Below are 17,122 nucleotides of genomic sequence, written 5' to 3' on the forward strand. Positions count from 1 at the left end.
AAACTACTCTTACATCCATGTAGTTTTTTTGAGTCTTTTTTACATATCCTTCTTCATCTTTTTCAAATACAAAATGCTTATAAAACTGCTTAAAATGCAGGATTTCTAAATTTACATCTTTTGTATCAACGCTATAGCTTCCACGTGCATTGTCTTGGCGAACATATCAACCAACTTGACATCCTCAACCTCAAATCCGTTTTCTGTTAATGCTTTCAAGTCTCTTGCGAGTGTTGCGGGGTCGCATGAGATGTAGACGAGTTTTTTTGCGGTGGATTTTATTATTGCGTCGACGACTTTCTCGTCCATTCCTTTTCGTGGTGGGTCGACGAGGATTATATCGAAGTGTTCTTTTGTGAGTTTTCCTACGACGTTTTCTGATTTTTCTTCTATGAATTTTATGTTTTGCAAATTGTTTAGTTTTTTGTTTTCGTTGGCATCTTTTACTGCATCTTTTACGACTTCGACTCCGATTGTGTTGTTGCCGTTTCCGATGTACATTGTTGTCGTTCCGATGCCGCAGTAAAGGTCCAATATTCTGTCAAATTCATCTGCGTTCATCATTTGTTTTGCTGTGTCGTAGAGTAAGCTAGTGTTGTATTTGTTTACTTGGAAGAATGATTTGGGGCTTATTATGAATGATAAATCTCCGATTTTATCTACAAATTGTTTTTTTCTGTAGACCAGTTCATAGTTTTTGTTTTTCAGATAAATTTCTACGATTTTGTCGATGGATTTTAAATTTTCGAGCATTTCATCCGATATATAATCCATGGAGATTTGGATTTCGTCGTTGTAATTGGCTCTTATTTTGATTTCTGATGTTCCGTTCAAATTTTTATCGCTGAGCCATTTTATCATTTTGTCGATGGATTCTGAGGCTATTTTGCAAGTGGATATTTCTACCAAGTTGTGTGTTTTTCTGTTGTAATATCCGATTTTCCCGTTCTCCACTTTCAAATCGACTTTGTTTCTGTAGTGATATTCGCAGTTTGTGAGTATGTCAGTGTCTTTTATATCTAATTTTGCGATTCGTTGCAATTTACTTAGTACGGAATTTTTTTTGATTTCCAATTCTTTTTTGTATGTAATGTCTTGCAAATTGCAGCCGTCACATTCGTTGAAGTGCGGACAAAGTGGCTCGTTTTTGTAGGGTGATTGTTGTATTGTTTTGGTTTTTGTGGCAAATATCAAATTCTTTTTTTCGTTTGTTTTCGTCGCTTCGACTATTTCTCCGACACTTCCTCCGTCTACGAACACTGTTTTGCCTTCGTATTTTGCGACACATCTTCCGTCATCTATCATATCTATTAGTTCTATTTTCATTTAATCACCTCTTTATCTTTTTATTATATCAAATTTTCAAATAAAAAATGCCTGGGCTGTTTTTGCCCAAGCTATTGGTTTGCAATTTTTGAAATTTTTATCGTTTTTGATTATTTTTCACTTTTCTAACTGTCTTTGTACTCTTTTTCTTCCATATCTTTGAATTTTTCTTCGCAGATATTTCTTATTCGTGGAAGATTTTTAACTATTTTTTCCAATATTCTAACCATACTTTCAGAATCTTCTTTGCCGAGAATCTCGAACATTTCGTTTAGGACACAAACCACTCTTTCTTCGCTTTCTGCAGCTTCTTCTTTTCCTTTTTCTGTCAAGCTTACCAATGTTTTTCTGCCGTCTAGTTTGTCATCTTCTCTTATGACTAGTCCTCTTTCTTCGAGTTTTTTGATTATCGCCGCTACTCTAGCGCTGGAAATCCCCATTGCATATTCTATTTCTTTCGGATAAGTCGAGCCGCCTTCTGATTTTATGAAATTGAGTGCCAATTTTTCTCCTCGAACTGCGTCGTTGATTTTCTTGTGGGAATGTTTTACACCGATATTGTGTAAAAGTCTTATGAATTTTTTTGCCAGTATTCCGTCCATAAAATTCTCCTTGTATCTAAAATTGGTTTTGTCTCCTATTGTAGTACTATTTGAAGTATAAATTCAACGGCATTAAGCTGTCAATATTTTTGTAGATTTTTAGTGAAAAGCCACGAGCAAATCGTGACTTATTCGCTTTTATATTAAATTAACATCTTCTCCGTTCAACACTTTTTTCACCGTTCTCATCGAACACATTTTGCCGCACATTGTGCAGGAATCTTCTTCTATCGGTTGCGATTCTTTTCTGTATTTTTTTGGCTTTTCGCTGTCTATCGCTAGTTCGAACATTTTGTTCCAATCCAAGTTGAATCGAGCTCTACTCATTTCATCGTCTCTGTCTTTTGCTCCTGGAATTTTCTTTGCGATATCTCCTGCGTGTGCCGCGATTTTCGTGGCGACGATTCCTTCTTTCATATCTTCTAAGTTTGGAAGTCTCAAATGTTCTGCAGGTGTCACATAACACAAGAAATCTGCTCCCGTACTTGCTGCGATGGCTCCTCCTATTGCCGCCGTTATGTGGTCATATCCCGGTGCAATGTCTGTTACCAATGGTCCTAGCACATAAAATGGTGCGTTGTTACAAATTGTTTTTTCCATTTTCATATTTGCTTCTATTTGGTCGATTGGAACGTGGCCGGGTCCTTCAATCATGACCTGAACGTTTTTCTTGTAGGCTCTTTTTGCCATTCTGGACAAGTTGATTAGCTCTTGAATTTGCAAGTCGTCTGAGGCATCGTTTATGCAGCCCGGTCTTAGCGCATCTCCCAAGCTGAGTGTAACATCGTATTTTTCGCAGATTTCAAGTACGTCATCGAATCTCGTTATGAGTGGATTTTCTTTGTTATTTGCGAGCATCCATGCAAACAACAACGAGCCTCCACGAGATACGATTTTCGTAATCCTGTCTGTTGTTATCAAATGTTGTGCGATGTCTTTTGTTAGTCCAACGTGAATCGTGATGAAATCCACTCCGTCTTTTGCGTGTTGTTCTACAACTTCCAAAAATTCATCTTCTGTGATGTCTTTTAATTCTTTGTCCAACATTCCAACGCAATCATACATCGGAACGCTTCCTATCATTGCAGGGGAATAGTCTATCAGTTTTTCTCTGAATTTTCTGGTTTTGCCGTAATTCGACAAGTCCATTATCGCCTCTGCGTCCATTTCGATTGCAACTTTAACTTTTTGCATTTCTTGTTCGATGTCGTTGCAGTCTTTTGAAATTCCGAGATTAACATTGATTTTTGTCTTCAATCCTTCTCCCACTGCGTGAAAATCAAGCGACTTGTGATTTTTGTTCGCAGGAATTACTACGTATCCTTTCTCGATTTTTTCTCTCAAAATTTCCACGTCTATGTTTTCTTTTTCCGCTACTCTTTTCATCGCTTTTGTGATTATTTTTTTCTTCGCAGCGTCCAATTGCGTTGTATATTCCATAAATTCCTCCTAGTTTTTTGTTGGAGAATGGGACAACATAAAAATAGCGGACACAAAATCCATGTATCCGCAAAAAAACAAATCCAAGTTCTTCCCTTCGCATGCATTATCATGAGCAGGTTTAAGGGTTTCTCAAAAAGATCTCAGCGTAAAGCACCCCCAGACTCCGAGTATATTATAGCACAAATTTCTAATTTAATTCTATGAGTTTGATTTTGTCGTTTTTCTTGATTATTCCGCCCTTCAAAACCTTGCAGAAAATCCCTTCCGTTGGCATAATGCAATTGCCAACTTTTTGTTTGATTGCACAACCTTTGTGGCATTCTTTTCCGATTTGCGTCACTTCTAACACGCATTCTCCAATCGTCAACACTTGACCAACTGGCAGCGTAAATAATTCAATGTTTCTCGTCGTAATATTTTCTGCAAAGTCTCCGTCTTTTAAATCAAGTCCCATTTGTCGCATTTTCTCGATGGATTCTTCCGCCAACAGAGACACTTGTCTGTGCCAATTTCCAGCGTGTGCATCTCCGACCAAACCGTGGTCGACTTTTAATTCTGCAAATTCTACCGGCGTCTTCACAGTTCCCTTTTTCTCGCTGATATTCACATCAATTACAACAGCCTCGTCACAGTCAACAGACCTGTCGTAAATTCCACTTTTGCCACCTTCTTTGTGAAGCAATTCCACATTTGTAATTCTCATCGACCTGTCGATTGCTTTGCACATATCGTAAATCGTAAGTGCAGCGACGCTTGCAGCAGTCAAGCTTTCCATTTCGATTCCCGTTTTTGATTCTGTGTTTGATTGAACGAAAATATCTATGAAATCATCTGCCAATTCAAACTTCACATCTACTGCTGTGATGAAAATATTGTGGCACATTGGGATTATATCGCTGGTTTTCTTCGCAGCCATAATTGCCGCAGTCTGTGCAACGCTCAAAACATCCCCCTTTTTGATGGATTTTTGTGTGATTTGTTGCATAGTTTCTTTTTTCATATAAATTCTGCTGTGAGCCACAGCAACTCTTTTAGTGGTTTTCTTGTCCGAGACATCCACCATTCTTGGAAGCCCGTCTTCGTTAAAATGAGTTAATTTCATTTTATCCTCCTATCGTATTCATATCCCTCTTGTTGAATTTTCCCTCTTGTAGATGGTGCATTTCTGGTTTGTTGAAAATTTCTCGTGTTATGATTTGCTTTATATCTTCGCCATTTCGAAGAGCATCTTTCAAATTATATGACTTGTTGGAATGCAAACACATCAATAAATTTCCCACGCAATCCAATCTGACCCTGTTACACTGCGAACAGAATTTGTGAGAAATCGGATTGATAAATCCAACGACAGCTCCGTTTGGATTTTCGTAGTACTCGGCGACTGTCGATTTTTTTTGATTGTCGATTTTTTTGAGATTGCCGATTTTTTTGATTATCTCCTCGTTTGACACATAATCATCGTCACGGCCAATAGCTTCTCCGATAGGCATAAGCTCTATGAATCTAACAACGACACCATCTTCTGCGAATTTTACAAAATCTTCAAGCTCATTAAAATTAAAATTTCTCATCACGACTGTGTTTATTTTTATTGGAGTTATTTTCATCTTCTTCAACAAGTCGATGGACTTTAATACCTTGTTCAAATCACCACCACGAGTTATGTCGTAGAATTTTTCGCTGTTCAACGTGTCCAGTGAAATGTTGAATCTGTTAACTCCGTTTTTTACCAAATCATCCGCCATATCGTATAGCTTGATAGCATTCGTCGTCATACAAATATCATCTATTCCAAGATTTTTGATGCCCGAAACCAATTGTACTATTCCTTTTCTGACGAGAGGCTCACCCCCCGTAAGTCTTATTTTTTTTATTCCTAAATTCTTGAAAACCTCGACTATTTTCAATATTTCTTCGATAGACAATAACTCATTGTGCGCCAAATGCTTCACGCCTTCTTCGGGCATACAGTATTTGCATCTCAAATTGCACTTATCTGTCACAGAAATCCTCAAATAATCTATTTTTCTTCCAAGAGAATCTTTCATTTAATCACCTTTGTATATTATATCATATAGCGAAAGCCAAAAAATCAAAAAATCCCCAATTTTAAATCGGGGAAATTTTTGATTATTCTTTTAACAAAAGCTCCTTCGCTTTTTCCAATCTTTCTTTCATAGAATTGATGTGACTTTCAGAAACATTGTCTTGTTTTGACAATCTCTCGATTCCTTCTTGTAAAATATCAATCTCGTTGTCGTAATCCTTCATACTTCTGTACACACTTGCGTATGAGCTGAACAAGCCAGGAGTGCACAAGCCGTTTTCCCTCGCTTCATCGTACGCTTTGATTGCAGATTGAAGATTAGAATCTTTTCTGTGTTTCTCTCCTTCGTTCCAATATCTAAGACCTTCCTTCGCTCCTTTTGCAGGGTCGTTCAAATTCTTGATATCAAAAACTTTCACTCTGTTGTTGTGTGGATGGATTACAACCTCTTTTACGGATTTGATTTTGTTGAAAATCTCATCCAAATTATCCTTGTTCTTTTCTTTTAATTTTTTTAGGACATCCATCATATGATATACTGGAATTTTCTTGGACAATTTTTCTTGTGCCTTGTCCTCGTACTCTTTGAGTTTTGCGATTGAATCGTCGCCAATGTAAATCCAAGCCGATACGTCATTTGCAAATTGGTCGTCGACTATTTTCGCATTTTCATATTCCAAAAGTGATTTTGTTTGGTTCACATATTTGTCCAAATCATTTTTGTAGATGTCTTGTACTATTTCATCGTCGACGCCTTTTTCGACGATAAACACAGATTTCAAATTGTCCAAATCGACCTTGTCAAAATCATCGTAGTCCATATTCAAATAGTGTTGCTCGTATTCTGCGACATACAACACTGGAGCTTGCTCAAATCTGTAATTAGGAGTTGTATCCGATTTCAATAAACCCGATTTTCTAGTAATCATATTCGGAGTTACACGATTGATAATCACATTGTCTGTTTCCTTCAAAACCCTCTTGAGTTCATCTTGTTGCAAATCACGAGCTTCATCTTCTGTCAAATTTTCCTTGATTATTTTCGATTCAACATCCAACTTTTCTTTGATTCTGTCGCCGTGATAACTTTCAAATCCGAAAGATTTATCATCATCGCCGTATCCGTATCCAATGTAGAAGACTTCTCCTGTTTCTTTTACTATCCACTCAAAAACATACCAGTCGTTGCTGTTAATCGGTTTATCGTTTTGTTTTTCTTCTGAATTGAAAAGATTTTTTAATTTATCAAATATACCCATAACTTCCTCCAAATTTTAAATAAAATAAAACACCACGAAAAATATCGCAATTATGATTAAAATGACAAGCAAAATATCAAAATCTCGTGATTTTATCACGCTGATTGTTTCCATTAGAAAAATAAATAGAACTATCGTCATAGAAATATATATGAAAATATTCGACAACGGAGAAATCAAACTGCTCACAAGTCTAGGATAGTTCTCGTACATTTTCATCTCAATCAAAAACAAAACAACACCCAAAATCATCGATATAAATTCGTATTTGTATAATTTGTTTCTCAATTTATTCATAGTTGCCTCCATAATGTTTTTTACATTACTTTGAATATACTTTTCTTTATTATATCATATCTGGTTGTTCACAATAAAAAGATGCGAAAATTTTTGCAAACTTTCGCATTTATTTTTGAGCATTTTATTTTATAACTGGTGCCAACAAAACTTTTCCACTTCCTCTGTACACATTCACAAGTCCTTCGCCGCTCGTTGCAGAGCCGATGAGTGTTTTTCCCGCACGCTCAACCGTGAAGCTTAACGAAGCACTCCAAGCAATTGCCATATTGCCATCTATTTTCAAAACGTCATTGTCCAATGTTATCTCGATTAATTCCTCTCTTGGAACGTAAGATTCTAACGCCACAACGCCCGTTCCGTACAATCCGAGATTGAACAAGCCTTCTCCGCCAGCAACTGCCGATGAAATATTTGAACGCACGATAATTTTGTGTTCCAATTCTGAATCGCACGCCAAGAACAATCCGTCTTCGATTACAATCTCGTTGTTCCACTCATCCACATCCAATAAGATTATATGCTTGTAAGTTGGCTCCAAAACCAAAAGTCCGTTTCCAGTGTATTCGGGTTTAATTGTAGTTTCCCCTGTTACGGAACTTCGAAGAGCTTTTTTCAAAAAATCTCCTGCACCTTTTATTCCAGTAGTTGAATTTACATTTCCAATCATCCACTGCATAGCACCAGCTTGGACGGTAATGTTTGATTGACTTACATCGCATACCAATTGTCTTCTTCTGACATTCATTTCCGATGCGAAATAAGAACTCTGTGCCTGAGTGTAATCGACGGACAAATCTCTCTTGTATTCTACAACTTTGAATGGCCCTTTTTGTTCTTTTATTATGACATCGTCATTGTCTTCGAAATTTTTTATCGTATACATAAAACACCTCTTTTCATTTTTTTAATTATATCATAAATTTTTTTGATTTTTATTAATTTTTTCTTGCGGTTTGCCGTTATAAATGTTATACTATTTGAAATATTCAAAAATGAGGAGATAATATGAAAATCAATGAAAAATCTCTATTAAAGTTTCTATTACCCTCGATTGTCGGAATTATCATATTTATGATTCCCGTAAAATTTGAGGGCAGTTGGACTATAATAGTCAAAATCTTGGCAGATTTTATTGCCAAGCTAATAGGCAACTTTTTGCCTACTTTGTGCACGATTATAATTTCTGTGTCGTGTGTGATGAGCATTCTCGCGAGTTTGAACGTGGGATTTATCAAGAGCAACAAACTTTTGAACCAAACTTTTTCTGTGACATTACCTTGGTTGATTCTCAGAATTTTAGGGTTTGTATGCGTAATGCTTGTCATTTTAAGAGATAAATTTTCTTACAATTCGTTCTTAAAAATGATTGTGGATGACTCATCGGGATTTTTTATACTACATGATTTGTTGACATCTCTTGTTATTATTTTCATCATCGCAAGTATGCTACTTCCACTTTTGTTGGACTTTGGATTGTTGGAATTTATCGGGGCAATCTTTACAAAAATTATGCGTCCAGTGTTTTTGATTCCGGGAAGAGCCGCTGTCGATTGCATCACAAGTTGGATTGGAGATGGAACATTGGGGGTAATGCTTACTTGCAATCAATACGAGTCGGGATTTTATTCTGCAAAAGAAGCTTCCATCATAGCAACGAATTTCTCCGCAGTTTCTATAACATTCAGCCTAATAGTTTTGTCGCAAGTTGATTTGGTGGATTATTTCGGAGTGTACTACCTATTGGTTTGTTTTGTAGGAGTTATGTGTGCGATTATAGTTCCTAGAATCCCACCTTTGTCACTGAAAAAAGATGATTACGTTGTAAAACAAAATGTCGACACGGGAAATCTACAAGAAAATTATTCTTCATCTGTAAAATACGGATTGGATTTGGCGATGAAACGAGCAGATTCGCACAAAGGCGTCGTTGCATTTTTGAAAAACGGAGTCGAAAATGCGTTTGGAATGTGGTTTTCGGTAATGCCAATTGTTATGATAATCGGAACAATTTCACTAGTGCTTGCAAATAACACGCAAATATTTGAAATTTTGGGTAAGCCGTTTTTGCCACTTTTGAATTTACTGAAAGTTCCTGAAAGCGTCGAAGCCTCCAAGACTATGATTGTAGGATTCAGCGATATGTTCACTCCTTCAATAATCGCAGCGAAGACAATCTCATCACAAATGACAAGATTCATCGTGGCGACAATTTCTGTCACACAACTTATCTACTTGTCAGAAGTCGGAGGACTGATACTCGCATCATCAATCCCAGTTAATTTGTTCGAATTATTTGTGATTTTTATTGAAAGAACAATAATCTCGCTTTTAATCGTCGTACCGATTGCACATTTGTTGTTTATGTAAATTTTATAGCCAGAGAGTCTCAATTAAATTTGAGCTCTCTTTTTTTATTTTCCATTTTTATTTTTCGATTTTTTTATTTTTTTGTTTGCAATTTATTTTTAAAAAATTTGACTTGATTAGAACTTTAACTTATAATATTGGTAATTACAGTTCTAATTTTTTTATGAGAATTTGAACTTCTAAAAAATATGGAGGGTTATTATGAGCTTCGGTTCCAAAATAAAAAAATTGCGAGAAGACAGGGCAATGACTCAGACAGAACTCGCAGAAAAATTGGGCGTGACTTTGAAGACTATTAGCAACTACGAAACTAAAAACACTCGCCCACGCACGCAAGATATGTACAAGAAAATCGCTGATTTTTTCAATGTTGACATCAATTTTTTGTTGACTGTGGAAGATAGCTTCGTTTTAAATTCCAGAGATAAGTTTGGATATTCAGGAAAAAAAGATGCCGAGAAGTTGATTGACAATTTGTCGGGGCTTTTTGCAGGTGGCTCTCTTCCGGAAGAGGACAAGGACAAGCTTTTTAACGCAATTGCAGAAAGCTACTACCAAGCAAAATTGGAGAACAAAAAATACGGCAAGCGCAAGAACAAAAAAGACAGGTAGATTATGTACAACAGATGGATTTATGATAAAGTCAACGATTTGGTGAAGAAATATCACACGAGAAATCCCGAAGAATTGGTGGATTTGTTGGGAATAAAACTCAATTATATCGATAGTCCGTCAAAGCTTTTGGGAGTCTACCAAGTTATTCTTCGCAACAGGGTTATTTTGATTGCCAACAATATCGGCTCTCTGAAAAAAATCGTCCTCGCTCACGAAATTGGTCACGACCAACTTCACAGGCAATACTGCATTGATGGAGCTGCTTTTCACGAGAACAAGGTTTTCAATCCGACGGATATTTTTGAAATTCAGGCGAATATTTTTGCGGCTCATTTGTTGATTGACGACGATGATTTGATTAAAGTTATCCGAGAAAACACAGAAGACAAGAATATGGCGTACAAGTTGGGCGTCGACATCAATTTGGTAAATTTAAAAATTTCAGAAATGGTCAAGCTCAACAAATTTTCAGATGATTTCTACAACATCGAAAACCCCAAATCGACTTTTTTGCAAGATTACAGCCCATTAGATGATGATTAAAAGGAGAAATTATGGGAATTATTGATTATTCACTAGAGCCAAAATCAGATATCGCATTTGTCGACATCAAAAGTTTCTATGCGAGCGTCGAATGCGTCAAGAGAAATCTCAATCCCTTGACAACTTCCCTTTGCGTGATGAGCAATTCGGACAATGCAGGTGGACTCATCCTCGCGAGTTCGCCAACTTTCAAAAAAGTTTTCGGCAAAAAAAATGTCAGTCGTGCATTCGATTTGCCTTTTCACGTCCACGATAGGAAGTTTAACTTCCAATGGGCACTCGACAACAACATCGAAATCACCGACAAGATTGTCCGATACGTCGAAAAATGGGCTGAAAACACTTTGATTGTCCCTCCGAGAATGGCACTCTACATTCAGGAGAATTTGAAAATCCAGAAGATTTTTATGAACTACGCCTCATTTGACGAAATCCTCCCCTATTCTATTGATGAGGGCTTCATAGATTTGACGACGAGCCTCAATTATTTTGTCCCAAACGAGAAAATCTCGCGCAAGGACAAGCTCGATTTGATTTCGTCTAGGATTCAAAACGAAATTCGAAACAAAACCGGATTGTATTCAACGGTTGGAATGAGCAATGCTAACCCTCTATTGGCGAAGCTTGCTCTCGACAACGAAGCGAAAAAAACTGTGAATATGCGTGCAAATTGGTCGTACGAAGATGTCGAGGACAAAGTGTGGAAGATTGAAAATTTGACGGACTTCTGGGGAATCGGGGAACGAACAAAAAGAAGACTGAACAAGCTGTGTATTTTTTCTGTGAAAGAGCTCGCCAATGCAAACCCCGATATTTTGAAAAAAGAGTTCGGAATAATCGGCGTTCAATTGTGGTTTCACGCAAATGGAGTTGATGAGTCAAAAGTCACACGTCCCTATGTGTCCAAGTCAAAAGGCCTCGGAAATTCGCAAGTTCTCCCACGAGACTACACAAAAAAAACAGAAATCGAAATAGTCCTCAGAGAAATAGCCGAGCAAGTTGCGATAAGAATAAGGCGAATCAGAAAAAAAGCAAGTGTCGTGTCAATTTATGTCGGCTTTTCACACAGAGAAATGCGAAAGTCAATCCACATTCAAAAAACAATCTCACCAACACAGTCAACAGCTGAACTTACCGAACACGTTATGGAATTGTTTCGCAAAAAGTACAGTGGGGGCAGTGTTAGAAGACTTGCCGTGAGCTACGAAAATTTGCTCGATGAATCCTGCGTCGAGTTTTCGATTTTCGACGACGTTGACAAGATAGAAAAACAAAACAATCTCGAGAAAGCAATTGATGAAATCAGGGACAAATACGGGTTTACTTCTATTCAAAAGGCCACATCTTTGATGGAAGGTTCTCGTGTAATCGAACGCAGCAAACTAATCGGAGGTCACTGCGGAGGAATGGATGGTACTTATGATTATTAGAAATTATCTCCCCTACAAATCAGCACGGGAATACTGTGACAGACAAATGGCAAAGTGGATGGGATTTTTCCTTTCAGAACACACAAGTGCATTGAACGGCATAACCGATGAGACATTTGAAATAGAACAACAGAGTGCTTCTTCTCTTCTCGTTTTGATAAGTCAATCTTATCTTAACAATTTGACAGTGGAAATCTACACCCGAAGCTCAAACTCGCCACTAGTCGGAACAATCTATGAATTGAAAAATGACACGGTGTTTTTCGAGTCAAATGATGAAATGATAAAAATACAATTTGATGACATTGTAAACATCACCCTCGGAGAAGAAATATGAACAAATTACAGAAAAACACATACCAATTTGATTATTTTTCAGAAAATTTCATCGCTTTTGAGAAAGACTTCTACGAATATTCCAAAATAAACATACCGCTTAGCTTTCTCACCGATGACATCTTGGAAAATATGATATCCACTGGACACAATTACTTTCGATTAAATTCAAAAAATGCAAAAGACGATCAAGACCACTTTTTCATCTTCAGAAAAAATTTTGTAAAAGAAAACAAATCCATCGTGCTTTTTGAATACGTTGGACACAAGAAAATAACAGACATTCAAAAGTAAATACTATTCGTTAAATTTAAGTGTAATGTTTTATGGCTTTATAAATTTTTCAAAAAATACTTGACAATATTTTTTTCGGATTGTATAATGATTAAAAATCAAACCTTCAGAAAAGAAGAGTAGTCATAAATAGATTTTACAGAGAAGCTCTATTTGGTGAGAAGAGCAAATTGATGTTGTGATGAATATGGTCTTTGAGGGGACAGTTCGATATTAGGACTGTACGGCAACTTCCGTTATCATAAGTTAGAGCTTGATGGAGCTTGAAGTGGTGTATTTGAATACACAAAAAAGGTGGTACCGCGGATATTTCGCCCTTTCTATTAGCAATAATAGAAGGGGCTTTTTTTATTACAAATTTTAGGAGGATGAAATGATTAACATTACTTTCAGAGGAAGAGGAGGTCAAGGAGCATTCACTGCTTCGAAAATAATCGGCAATGCCTGTGTGAAATGCGAAGAATTGTATGCGTTGGCTTTTCCCACATTTGGCCCTGAACGAAGGGGAGCGCCTGTGAGTGCTTTCACGAAAATCGACAACAAAAAAATAAATGACAGAACGCAAAATGAAGACCCAGATTATTTGGTCATACTCGATGAGTCGCTGTTCGATGTGAATGAATTAAAAAATTTCACAAACTGCACAGTTTTTGTCAATTCGTCGAGAAATTTTGAAAATACGAATGTGATTTCTGTCGATGCGACAAAATTTGCATTGGAAATTTTACATAAGCCGATTACAAATACGGCGATGATTGGAGCGTTGTTGTCCAAATTAGATGTGATTGATAAAAGTCATATTGTGGATAGTTTTAAGGATTATTTGAATGCGTCATTTGTTGACAAGAATGTAGAATTATTCGAAAAAGTTTTAAGGAGTGTTGAAGAAAATGAACCGACCAGAAATTAAGCAATTCAACGGATTTAAAAAAATCGACGATATTCCGTTGGGAACTTACTACGAGGCGGGATTTCTCACTGCAACGAACGATTCATACCGAAGTTTTGATTTCTTCGTTGACAAAGACAAATGCAAAAACTGCTTGGAATGCTACTTGTATTGTCCAGATGGAACGATTGAAAAGCGTGATAATTATGTGATTATCAACCAAGATTTTTGCAAGGGATGTGGCATTTGCCGAAAGATTTGCACGTTTAATGCGATTGAGAGGATATAAGATGAGAAGATTTTTGTCAGGAAACGAAGCTGTGGCAGAAGGAGTTCGACTTGCAAAGCCCGATGTCATTTCTGCTTATCCGATTACTCCGCAGACAACAATAGTGGAAAAATTGTCGGAAATAGTAGAACAAAAAAAATTGGATTCGAGATTTGTCCACGTTGAAAGTGAACACTCTGCGCTTTCGTGTGCTATTGGTGCGAGTGCTATTGGCGCGAGAACATTCACGGCGACAAGTTCTCAGGGACTGTTGTATATGGCTGAGTGTCTCCCATACGCTGCTGGCGGAAAATTCCCCATCGTGATGGTGAACGCTAATCGTTCAACTGCACTTCCTTGGAACATTTTCGGAGACCAACGAGATTCACTGTCACAGCTGGATTGTGGTTGGATTCAAGTCTACGTTGAAGATGCACAAGAAGCCCTCGACACTGTGATTGAATCGTATTTCATAGCAGAACACGAGAAAGTGTCGAGCCCTGTGATGATAAACTTGGACGGTTTCGAATTGACCCATACTTACGAATCTGTAGAAATTCCAGAACAACAAGATGTGGATGAATTTTTGCCTAAGTTTCAGACGCAGAACAAGTTCGACTTCAAAAATCCAAAAAACTTAGGATTTTCTGTCGGACCCGCAGATAATTTGGAATGGAAAATCCGTGAACATCAATCAATTGTAAATTCCCTCGAAGTAATCGAACAATCTCGCAACAAATTCAAGCAGATTTTCAACAGAGATTACGGCGGTGCAATCGACAGCTACAAAGTAGATGACGCAGATTATGTTTTGATTTCAATAGGCTCTATCTCTGGTTTAGTGAGAAACGTGGTCGACGAGCTGAGAACACGAGGCGAAAAAGTCGGTTATTTGAAGATAAGATACATCAGACCTTTTCCGGCAGAAAACATAAGACAAGCTTTGCAAAACGCCAAGAAAATAGGCGTATTGGAAAAAGATATTTCATTCGGTCATTTTGGAACAGTCTACACAAATATTAAGTCTGTCGTGGACACTCAATCGAAAAACTTCGTCGCAGGTCTCGGTGGGCGCAACATCACTCGCCAAAATATTTTTGAAATCTTTGAAAAAATAAAAAGCGATGGAGATGAACTTAATTTTATAGGAGCAAAGTTCAATGAGTAATATAAACAAACGCACAATCACACAAGACGAATACTTTTACGGGCACAAAGCCTGCTCTGGCTGTGGAGCTGCACTTGCGGTTAGAATCGCTTTGAAAGTCCTCGCAGACAAAGTTATATCGGTGCTTCCGGCAGGTTGTATGTCCGCTGTTGGATTTAATTTTCCACAACTCGCATTCAAAAACAATTCGATTATTTCGACATTCGCAGGCACGGGTTCTATGCTCAGTGGCATCTACGAAGGTGCGAAAGCTTTGGGAATTGAAGATTTGCAAATAGTAGGATTTGCAGGAGATGGTGCAACAGCAGACATTGGATTTCAGACGTTGTCCGCAGCCATCGACCGTGGAGATAATGTAATATACATTTGCTACGATAACGAAGCGTATATGAACACCGGAATCCAAAAATCTTCGCTAACACCTTTTGGAACTTCGACAACTACAACTCCTGCCGGCAAAAACATTCACGGAAACACAAGAAATAAGAAAAATATTTTCGATATAATCGCAGCTCACGACATTCCCTATGCTGCAACAGCCTCTGTCGGATACATTCAAGATTATATCGACAAAGTTGACAAGGCATCCAAAATTAAAGGAACAAAATTCATTCACGTTTTGTCCCCTTGTCCTGTCGGTTGGGGCTATGAAACCGAAAACACCATTGATTTGGCAAAAGAAATCGTCGACAATTGTCTGTTTCCGTTGGAAGAATACGAGAACGGAAAATTTCACATCAAAGAAATCAAAAACAGAAAAACAGTCCACGATTACATCAGAAGTCAACGAAGATACAAGCATTTAACAGACACAGAAATAGAAATAATAGAAGCAAACACAATCAAAAATTATGAAAACAAATTAAGGAGAGCAAATAATGATTAGAAACAACATAAAAGAAGTATCAATTGAAAAATTAGAAAGTTTAAGAACGTCAAAATACTGGGAGGAAGAATTTGAAACTCTAAGCCGTGAAGAAATCGAAAAATTGCAACTACAAGAGTTGAAAACTACCCTAATACACGCATACGAAAATTCCGAATACTACAGAAAAAAATTCGACGAAAAATTCCTCAATCCGTATGAATTTTCATCTCTCGAAGAATTGTCAAAATATCCATTTGTCAACAAGAAAACCGAACGGGACACTCAACACAAAGGAAGTTTCCTCGGACAGATGGCATGTACAAGTGAAGACGACGTTGTGTTTATATCTGCATCTTCTGGCTCAACTGGAATACCAACTATTTCCCCATTCACACAAAGAGATTTCGACGAATTTCAAAACATACAATCAAGATTGTTTTATCAAATAGGTATGAGAAAAAATGACAGATATGTTCATGCGCTTAATTTCTCGCTTTTCGTAGGTGGCCCTGATGTAATCGGCGCCCAAAATGTAGGAGCACTTTGTGTATGGGCAGGCACGATTCCATCTGAAAAATTGATAAATATAATTGTCAACTACAAGCCAACAATAATCTGGACGACTCCATCTTACGCTTGGTACTTAGGAGAAAGTGCAAAAAAGCTCGGATATAATCCAAAAGAATTATCCTTGAAGAAAATCATCGTCGCAGGAGAGCCGGGCGGTTCAATCGAAGCTACCAGAGAAAAAATCGAGGAATTGTGGGATGCCGACTTGTATGATTTCTACGGATTGAGCGACATCTTCGGAGCGTGCGCTGGAATGTGCGAAGAAAAAGACGGCCTTCACATAGCAGAAGACCAGATTTTAGTCGAAGTGATTAATCCTGAAACAGGAGAAGTCCTTCCAGAAGGAGAAATTGGAGAACTCGTGTTTACATCATTGAGAAAACAAGCTAGACCAATGATAAGATTCAGAACAGGAGATATCGGCTACATCAACAAAAACAAATGCAAATGTGGAAGAACATCAACGAGAATCTACATCGTCGGCAGATTAGACGATATGTTCATAGTCTCTGGCGTGAACGTATTTCCATCAGATGTGGAACACGCAATAAGACAAGTAGAAGGAATCACCGGAGAATACAGAATCAGAATTTTCAACAAAAACCTCAGCACAGCCTACTCAGTTGAAGTGGAAAAGACGGACGATGTCACTGACGAAGAAAAGTTAAAAGAAAACATCTGGAAAATATTGAAAGTAAATCTCGGCGTAAAACCTGCAGATATCTTAATCCACGAAGACGGATATCTCCCACGACAAACTCACAAAGCGAACAGAATAATCGACGAGAGAAAATAAA

The 17,122-nt window shown here is 37.5% G+C and carries 19 protein-coding genes, 1 riboswitch and 1 other annotated feature; of the genes, 11 read left to right on the plus strand and 8 right to left on the minus strand.

The window, feature by feature from the left end:
- Window positions 1-111: 111 nt before the first annotated feature.
- The 8 genes from rlmD to Q0X02_RS05925 all read right to left on the minus strand — a co-directional run bounded on the left by rlmD (window position 112) and on the right by Q0X02_RS05925 (window position 7,860).
- Window positions 112-1,326, minus strand: a complete 1,215-nt coding sequence (gene rlmD / locus Q0X02_RS05890) for a 23S rRNA (uracil(1939)-C(5))-methyltransferase RlmD (protein ID WP_297812951.1) — start codon at window positions 1,324-1,326, stop codon at window positions 112-114.
- Between the two features lie 125 nt (window positions 1,327-1,451).
- Window positions 1,452-1,928, minus strand: coding sequence for a MarR family winged helix-turn-helix transcriptional regulator (locus Q0X02_RS05895; protein WP_297812954.1), 477 nt, complete (start codon window positions 1,926-1,928; stop codon window positions 1,452-1,454).
- Between the two features lie 138 nt (window positions 1,929-2,066).
- Window positions 2,067-3,368, minus strand: a complete 1,302-nt coding sequence (gene thiC, locus Q0X02_RS05900; protein WP_297812956.1) for a phosphomethylpyrimidine synthase ThiC — start codon at window positions 3,366-3,368, stop codon at window positions 2,067-2,069.
- A 75-nt stretch (window positions 3,369-3,443) separates the two neighbouring features.
- Window positions 3,444-3,539, minus strand: a riboswitch (TPP riboswitch).
- 19 nt (window positions 3,540-3,558) lie between these two features.
- On the minus strand, window positions 3,559-4,473 hold the full coding sequence (locus tag Q0X02_RS05905; protein WP_297812959.1) for a cyclic pyranopterin monophosphate synthase MoaC/MOSC-domain-containing protein: 915 nt from the start codon (window positions 4,471-4,473) through the stop codon (window positions 3,559-3,561).
- Between the two features lies 1 nt (window position 4,474).
- Window positions 4,475-5,419, minus strand: a complete 945-nt coding sequence (gene moaA, locus Q0X02_RS05910) for a GTP 3',8-cyclase MoaA (RefSeq protein ID WP_297812962.1) — start codon at window positions 5,417-5,419, stop codon at window positions 4,475-4,477.
- An 82-nt stretch (window positions 5,420-5,501) separates the two neighbouring features.
- A complete protein-coding gene (locus Q0X02_RS05915; protein WP_297812965.1) occupies window positions 5,502-6,677 on the minus strand; it encodes a hypothetical protein in 1,176 nt (391 codons plus the stop codon).
- Window positions 6,678-6,692: 15 nt separating this feature from the next.
- On the minus strand, window positions 6,693-6,974 hold the full coding sequence (locus Q0X02_RS05920) for a hypothetical protein (RefSeq protein ID WP_297812968.1): 282 nt from the start codon (window positions 6,972-6,974) through the stop codon (window positions 6,693-6,695).
- A 124-nt stretch (window positions 6,975-7,098) separates the two neighbouring features.
- Entirely contained in the window at window positions 7,099-7,860 is a 762-nt protein-coding gene (locus Q0X02_RS05925; protein ID WP_297812971.1) for an AIM24 family protein, read from the minus strand.
- A gap of 122 nt (window positions 7,861-7,982) precedes the next feature.
- Between Q0X02_RS05925 and Q0X02_RS05930 the strand changes: the two genes are divergently transcribed.
- From Q0X02_RS05930 to Q0X02_RS05985, 11 genes are all read left to right on the plus strand, one after another.
- Entirely contained in the window at window positions 7,983-9,344 is a 1,362-nt protein-coding gene (locus tag Q0X02_RS05930) for a YjiH family protein (RefSeq protein WP_297812974.1), read from the plus strand.
- A 201-nt stretch (window positions 9,345-9,545) separates the two neighbouring features.
- Window positions 9,546-9,956 (plus strand): helix-turn-helix domain-containing protein, encoded by a 411-nt coding sequence (locus tag Q0X02_RS05935; protein ID WP_297812976.1) that lies wholly within the window; start codon window positions 9,546-9,548, stop codon window positions 9,954-9,956.
- Between the two features lie 3 nt (window positions 9,957-9,959).
- Window positions 9,960-10,502 carry an ImmA/IrrE family metallo-endopeptidase gene (locus tag Q0X02_RS05940; RefSeq protein WP_297812979.1) on the plus strand — a complete coding sequence of 181 codons (543 nt, stop codon included), beginning with the start codon at window positions 9,960-9,962 and terminating at the stop codon, window positions 10,500-10,502.
- Between the two features lie 11 nt (window positions 10,503-10,513).
- A complete protein-coding gene (locus tag Q0X02_RS07845; RefSeq protein ID WP_366094118.1) occupies window positions 10,514-11,932 on the plus strand; it encodes a Y-family DNA polymerase in 1,419 nt (472 codons plus the stop codon).
- Entirely contained in the window at window positions 11,913-12,269 is a 357-nt protein-coding gene (locus tag Q0X02_RS05955) for a hypothetical protein (RefSeq protein WP_297812982.1), read from the plus strand. Before Q0X02_RS07845 ends, Q0X02_RS05955 begins: the two co-directional genes overlap by 20 nt.
- Complete coding sequence (locus Q0X02_RS05960) at window positions 12,266-12,562, plus strand: DUF5960 family protein (protein WP_297812985.1); 297 nt, start codon at window positions 12,266-12,268, stop codon at window positions 12,560-12,562. The genes Q0X02_RS05955 and Q0X02_RS05960 overlap by 4 nt, the downstream gene beginning before the upstream one ends.
- 98 nt (window positions 12,563-12,660) lie before the next feature.
- Window positions 12,661-12,884: a binding site (T-box leader), on the plus strand.
- 51 nt (window positions 12,885-12,935) lie between these two features.
- The gene (locus Q0X02_RS05965; protein ID WP_297812989.1) at window positions 12,936-13,472 is read left to right on the plus strand and encodes a 2-oxoacid:acceptor oxidoreductase family protein; all 537 of its coding nucleotides are present in this window, start codon (window positions 12,936-12,938) and stop codon (window positions 13,470-13,472) included.
- The gene (locus Q0X02_RS05970) at window positions 13,453-13,740 is read left to right on the plus strand and encodes a 4Fe-4S binding protein (RefSeq protein WP_297812992.1); all 288 of its coding nucleotides are present in this window, start codon (window positions 13,453-13,455) and stop codon (window positions 13,738-13,740) included. Before Q0X02_RS05965 ends, Q0X02_RS05970 begins: the two co-directional genes overlap by 20 nt.
- A gap of 1 nt (window position 13,741) precedes the next feature.
- Entirely contained in the window at window positions 13,742-14,887 is a 1,146-nt protein-coding gene (porA, locus tag Q0X02_RS05975) for a pyruvate ferredoxin oxidoreductase (protein WP_297812993.1), read from the plus strand.
- Window positions 14,880-15,773: a thiamine pyrophosphate-dependent enzyme gene (locus Q0X02_RS05980; RefSeq protein WP_297812995.1), complete on the plus strand. Its 894-nt coding sequence runs from the start codon at window positions 14,880-14,882 to the stop codon at window positions 15,771-15,773. Before porA ends, Q0X02_RS05980 begins: the two co-directional genes overlap by 8 nt.
- Window positions 15,766-17,121 (plus strand): phenylacetate--CoA ligase family protein, encoded by a 1,356-nt coding sequence (locus Q0X02_RS05985; protein WP_297812997.1) that lies wholly within the window; start codon window positions 15,766-15,768, stop codon window positions 17,119-17,121. Before Q0X02_RS05980 ends, Q0X02_RS05985 begins: the two co-directional genes overlap by 8 nt.
- Window position 17,122: the final 1 nt, after the last annotated feature.

Origin of the sequence: uncultured Finegoldia sp., from assembly GCF_947252345.1 — a bacterium.
Taxonomy (GTDB): Bacteria; Bacillota; Clostridia; order Tissierellales; family Peptoniphilaceae; genus Finegoldia.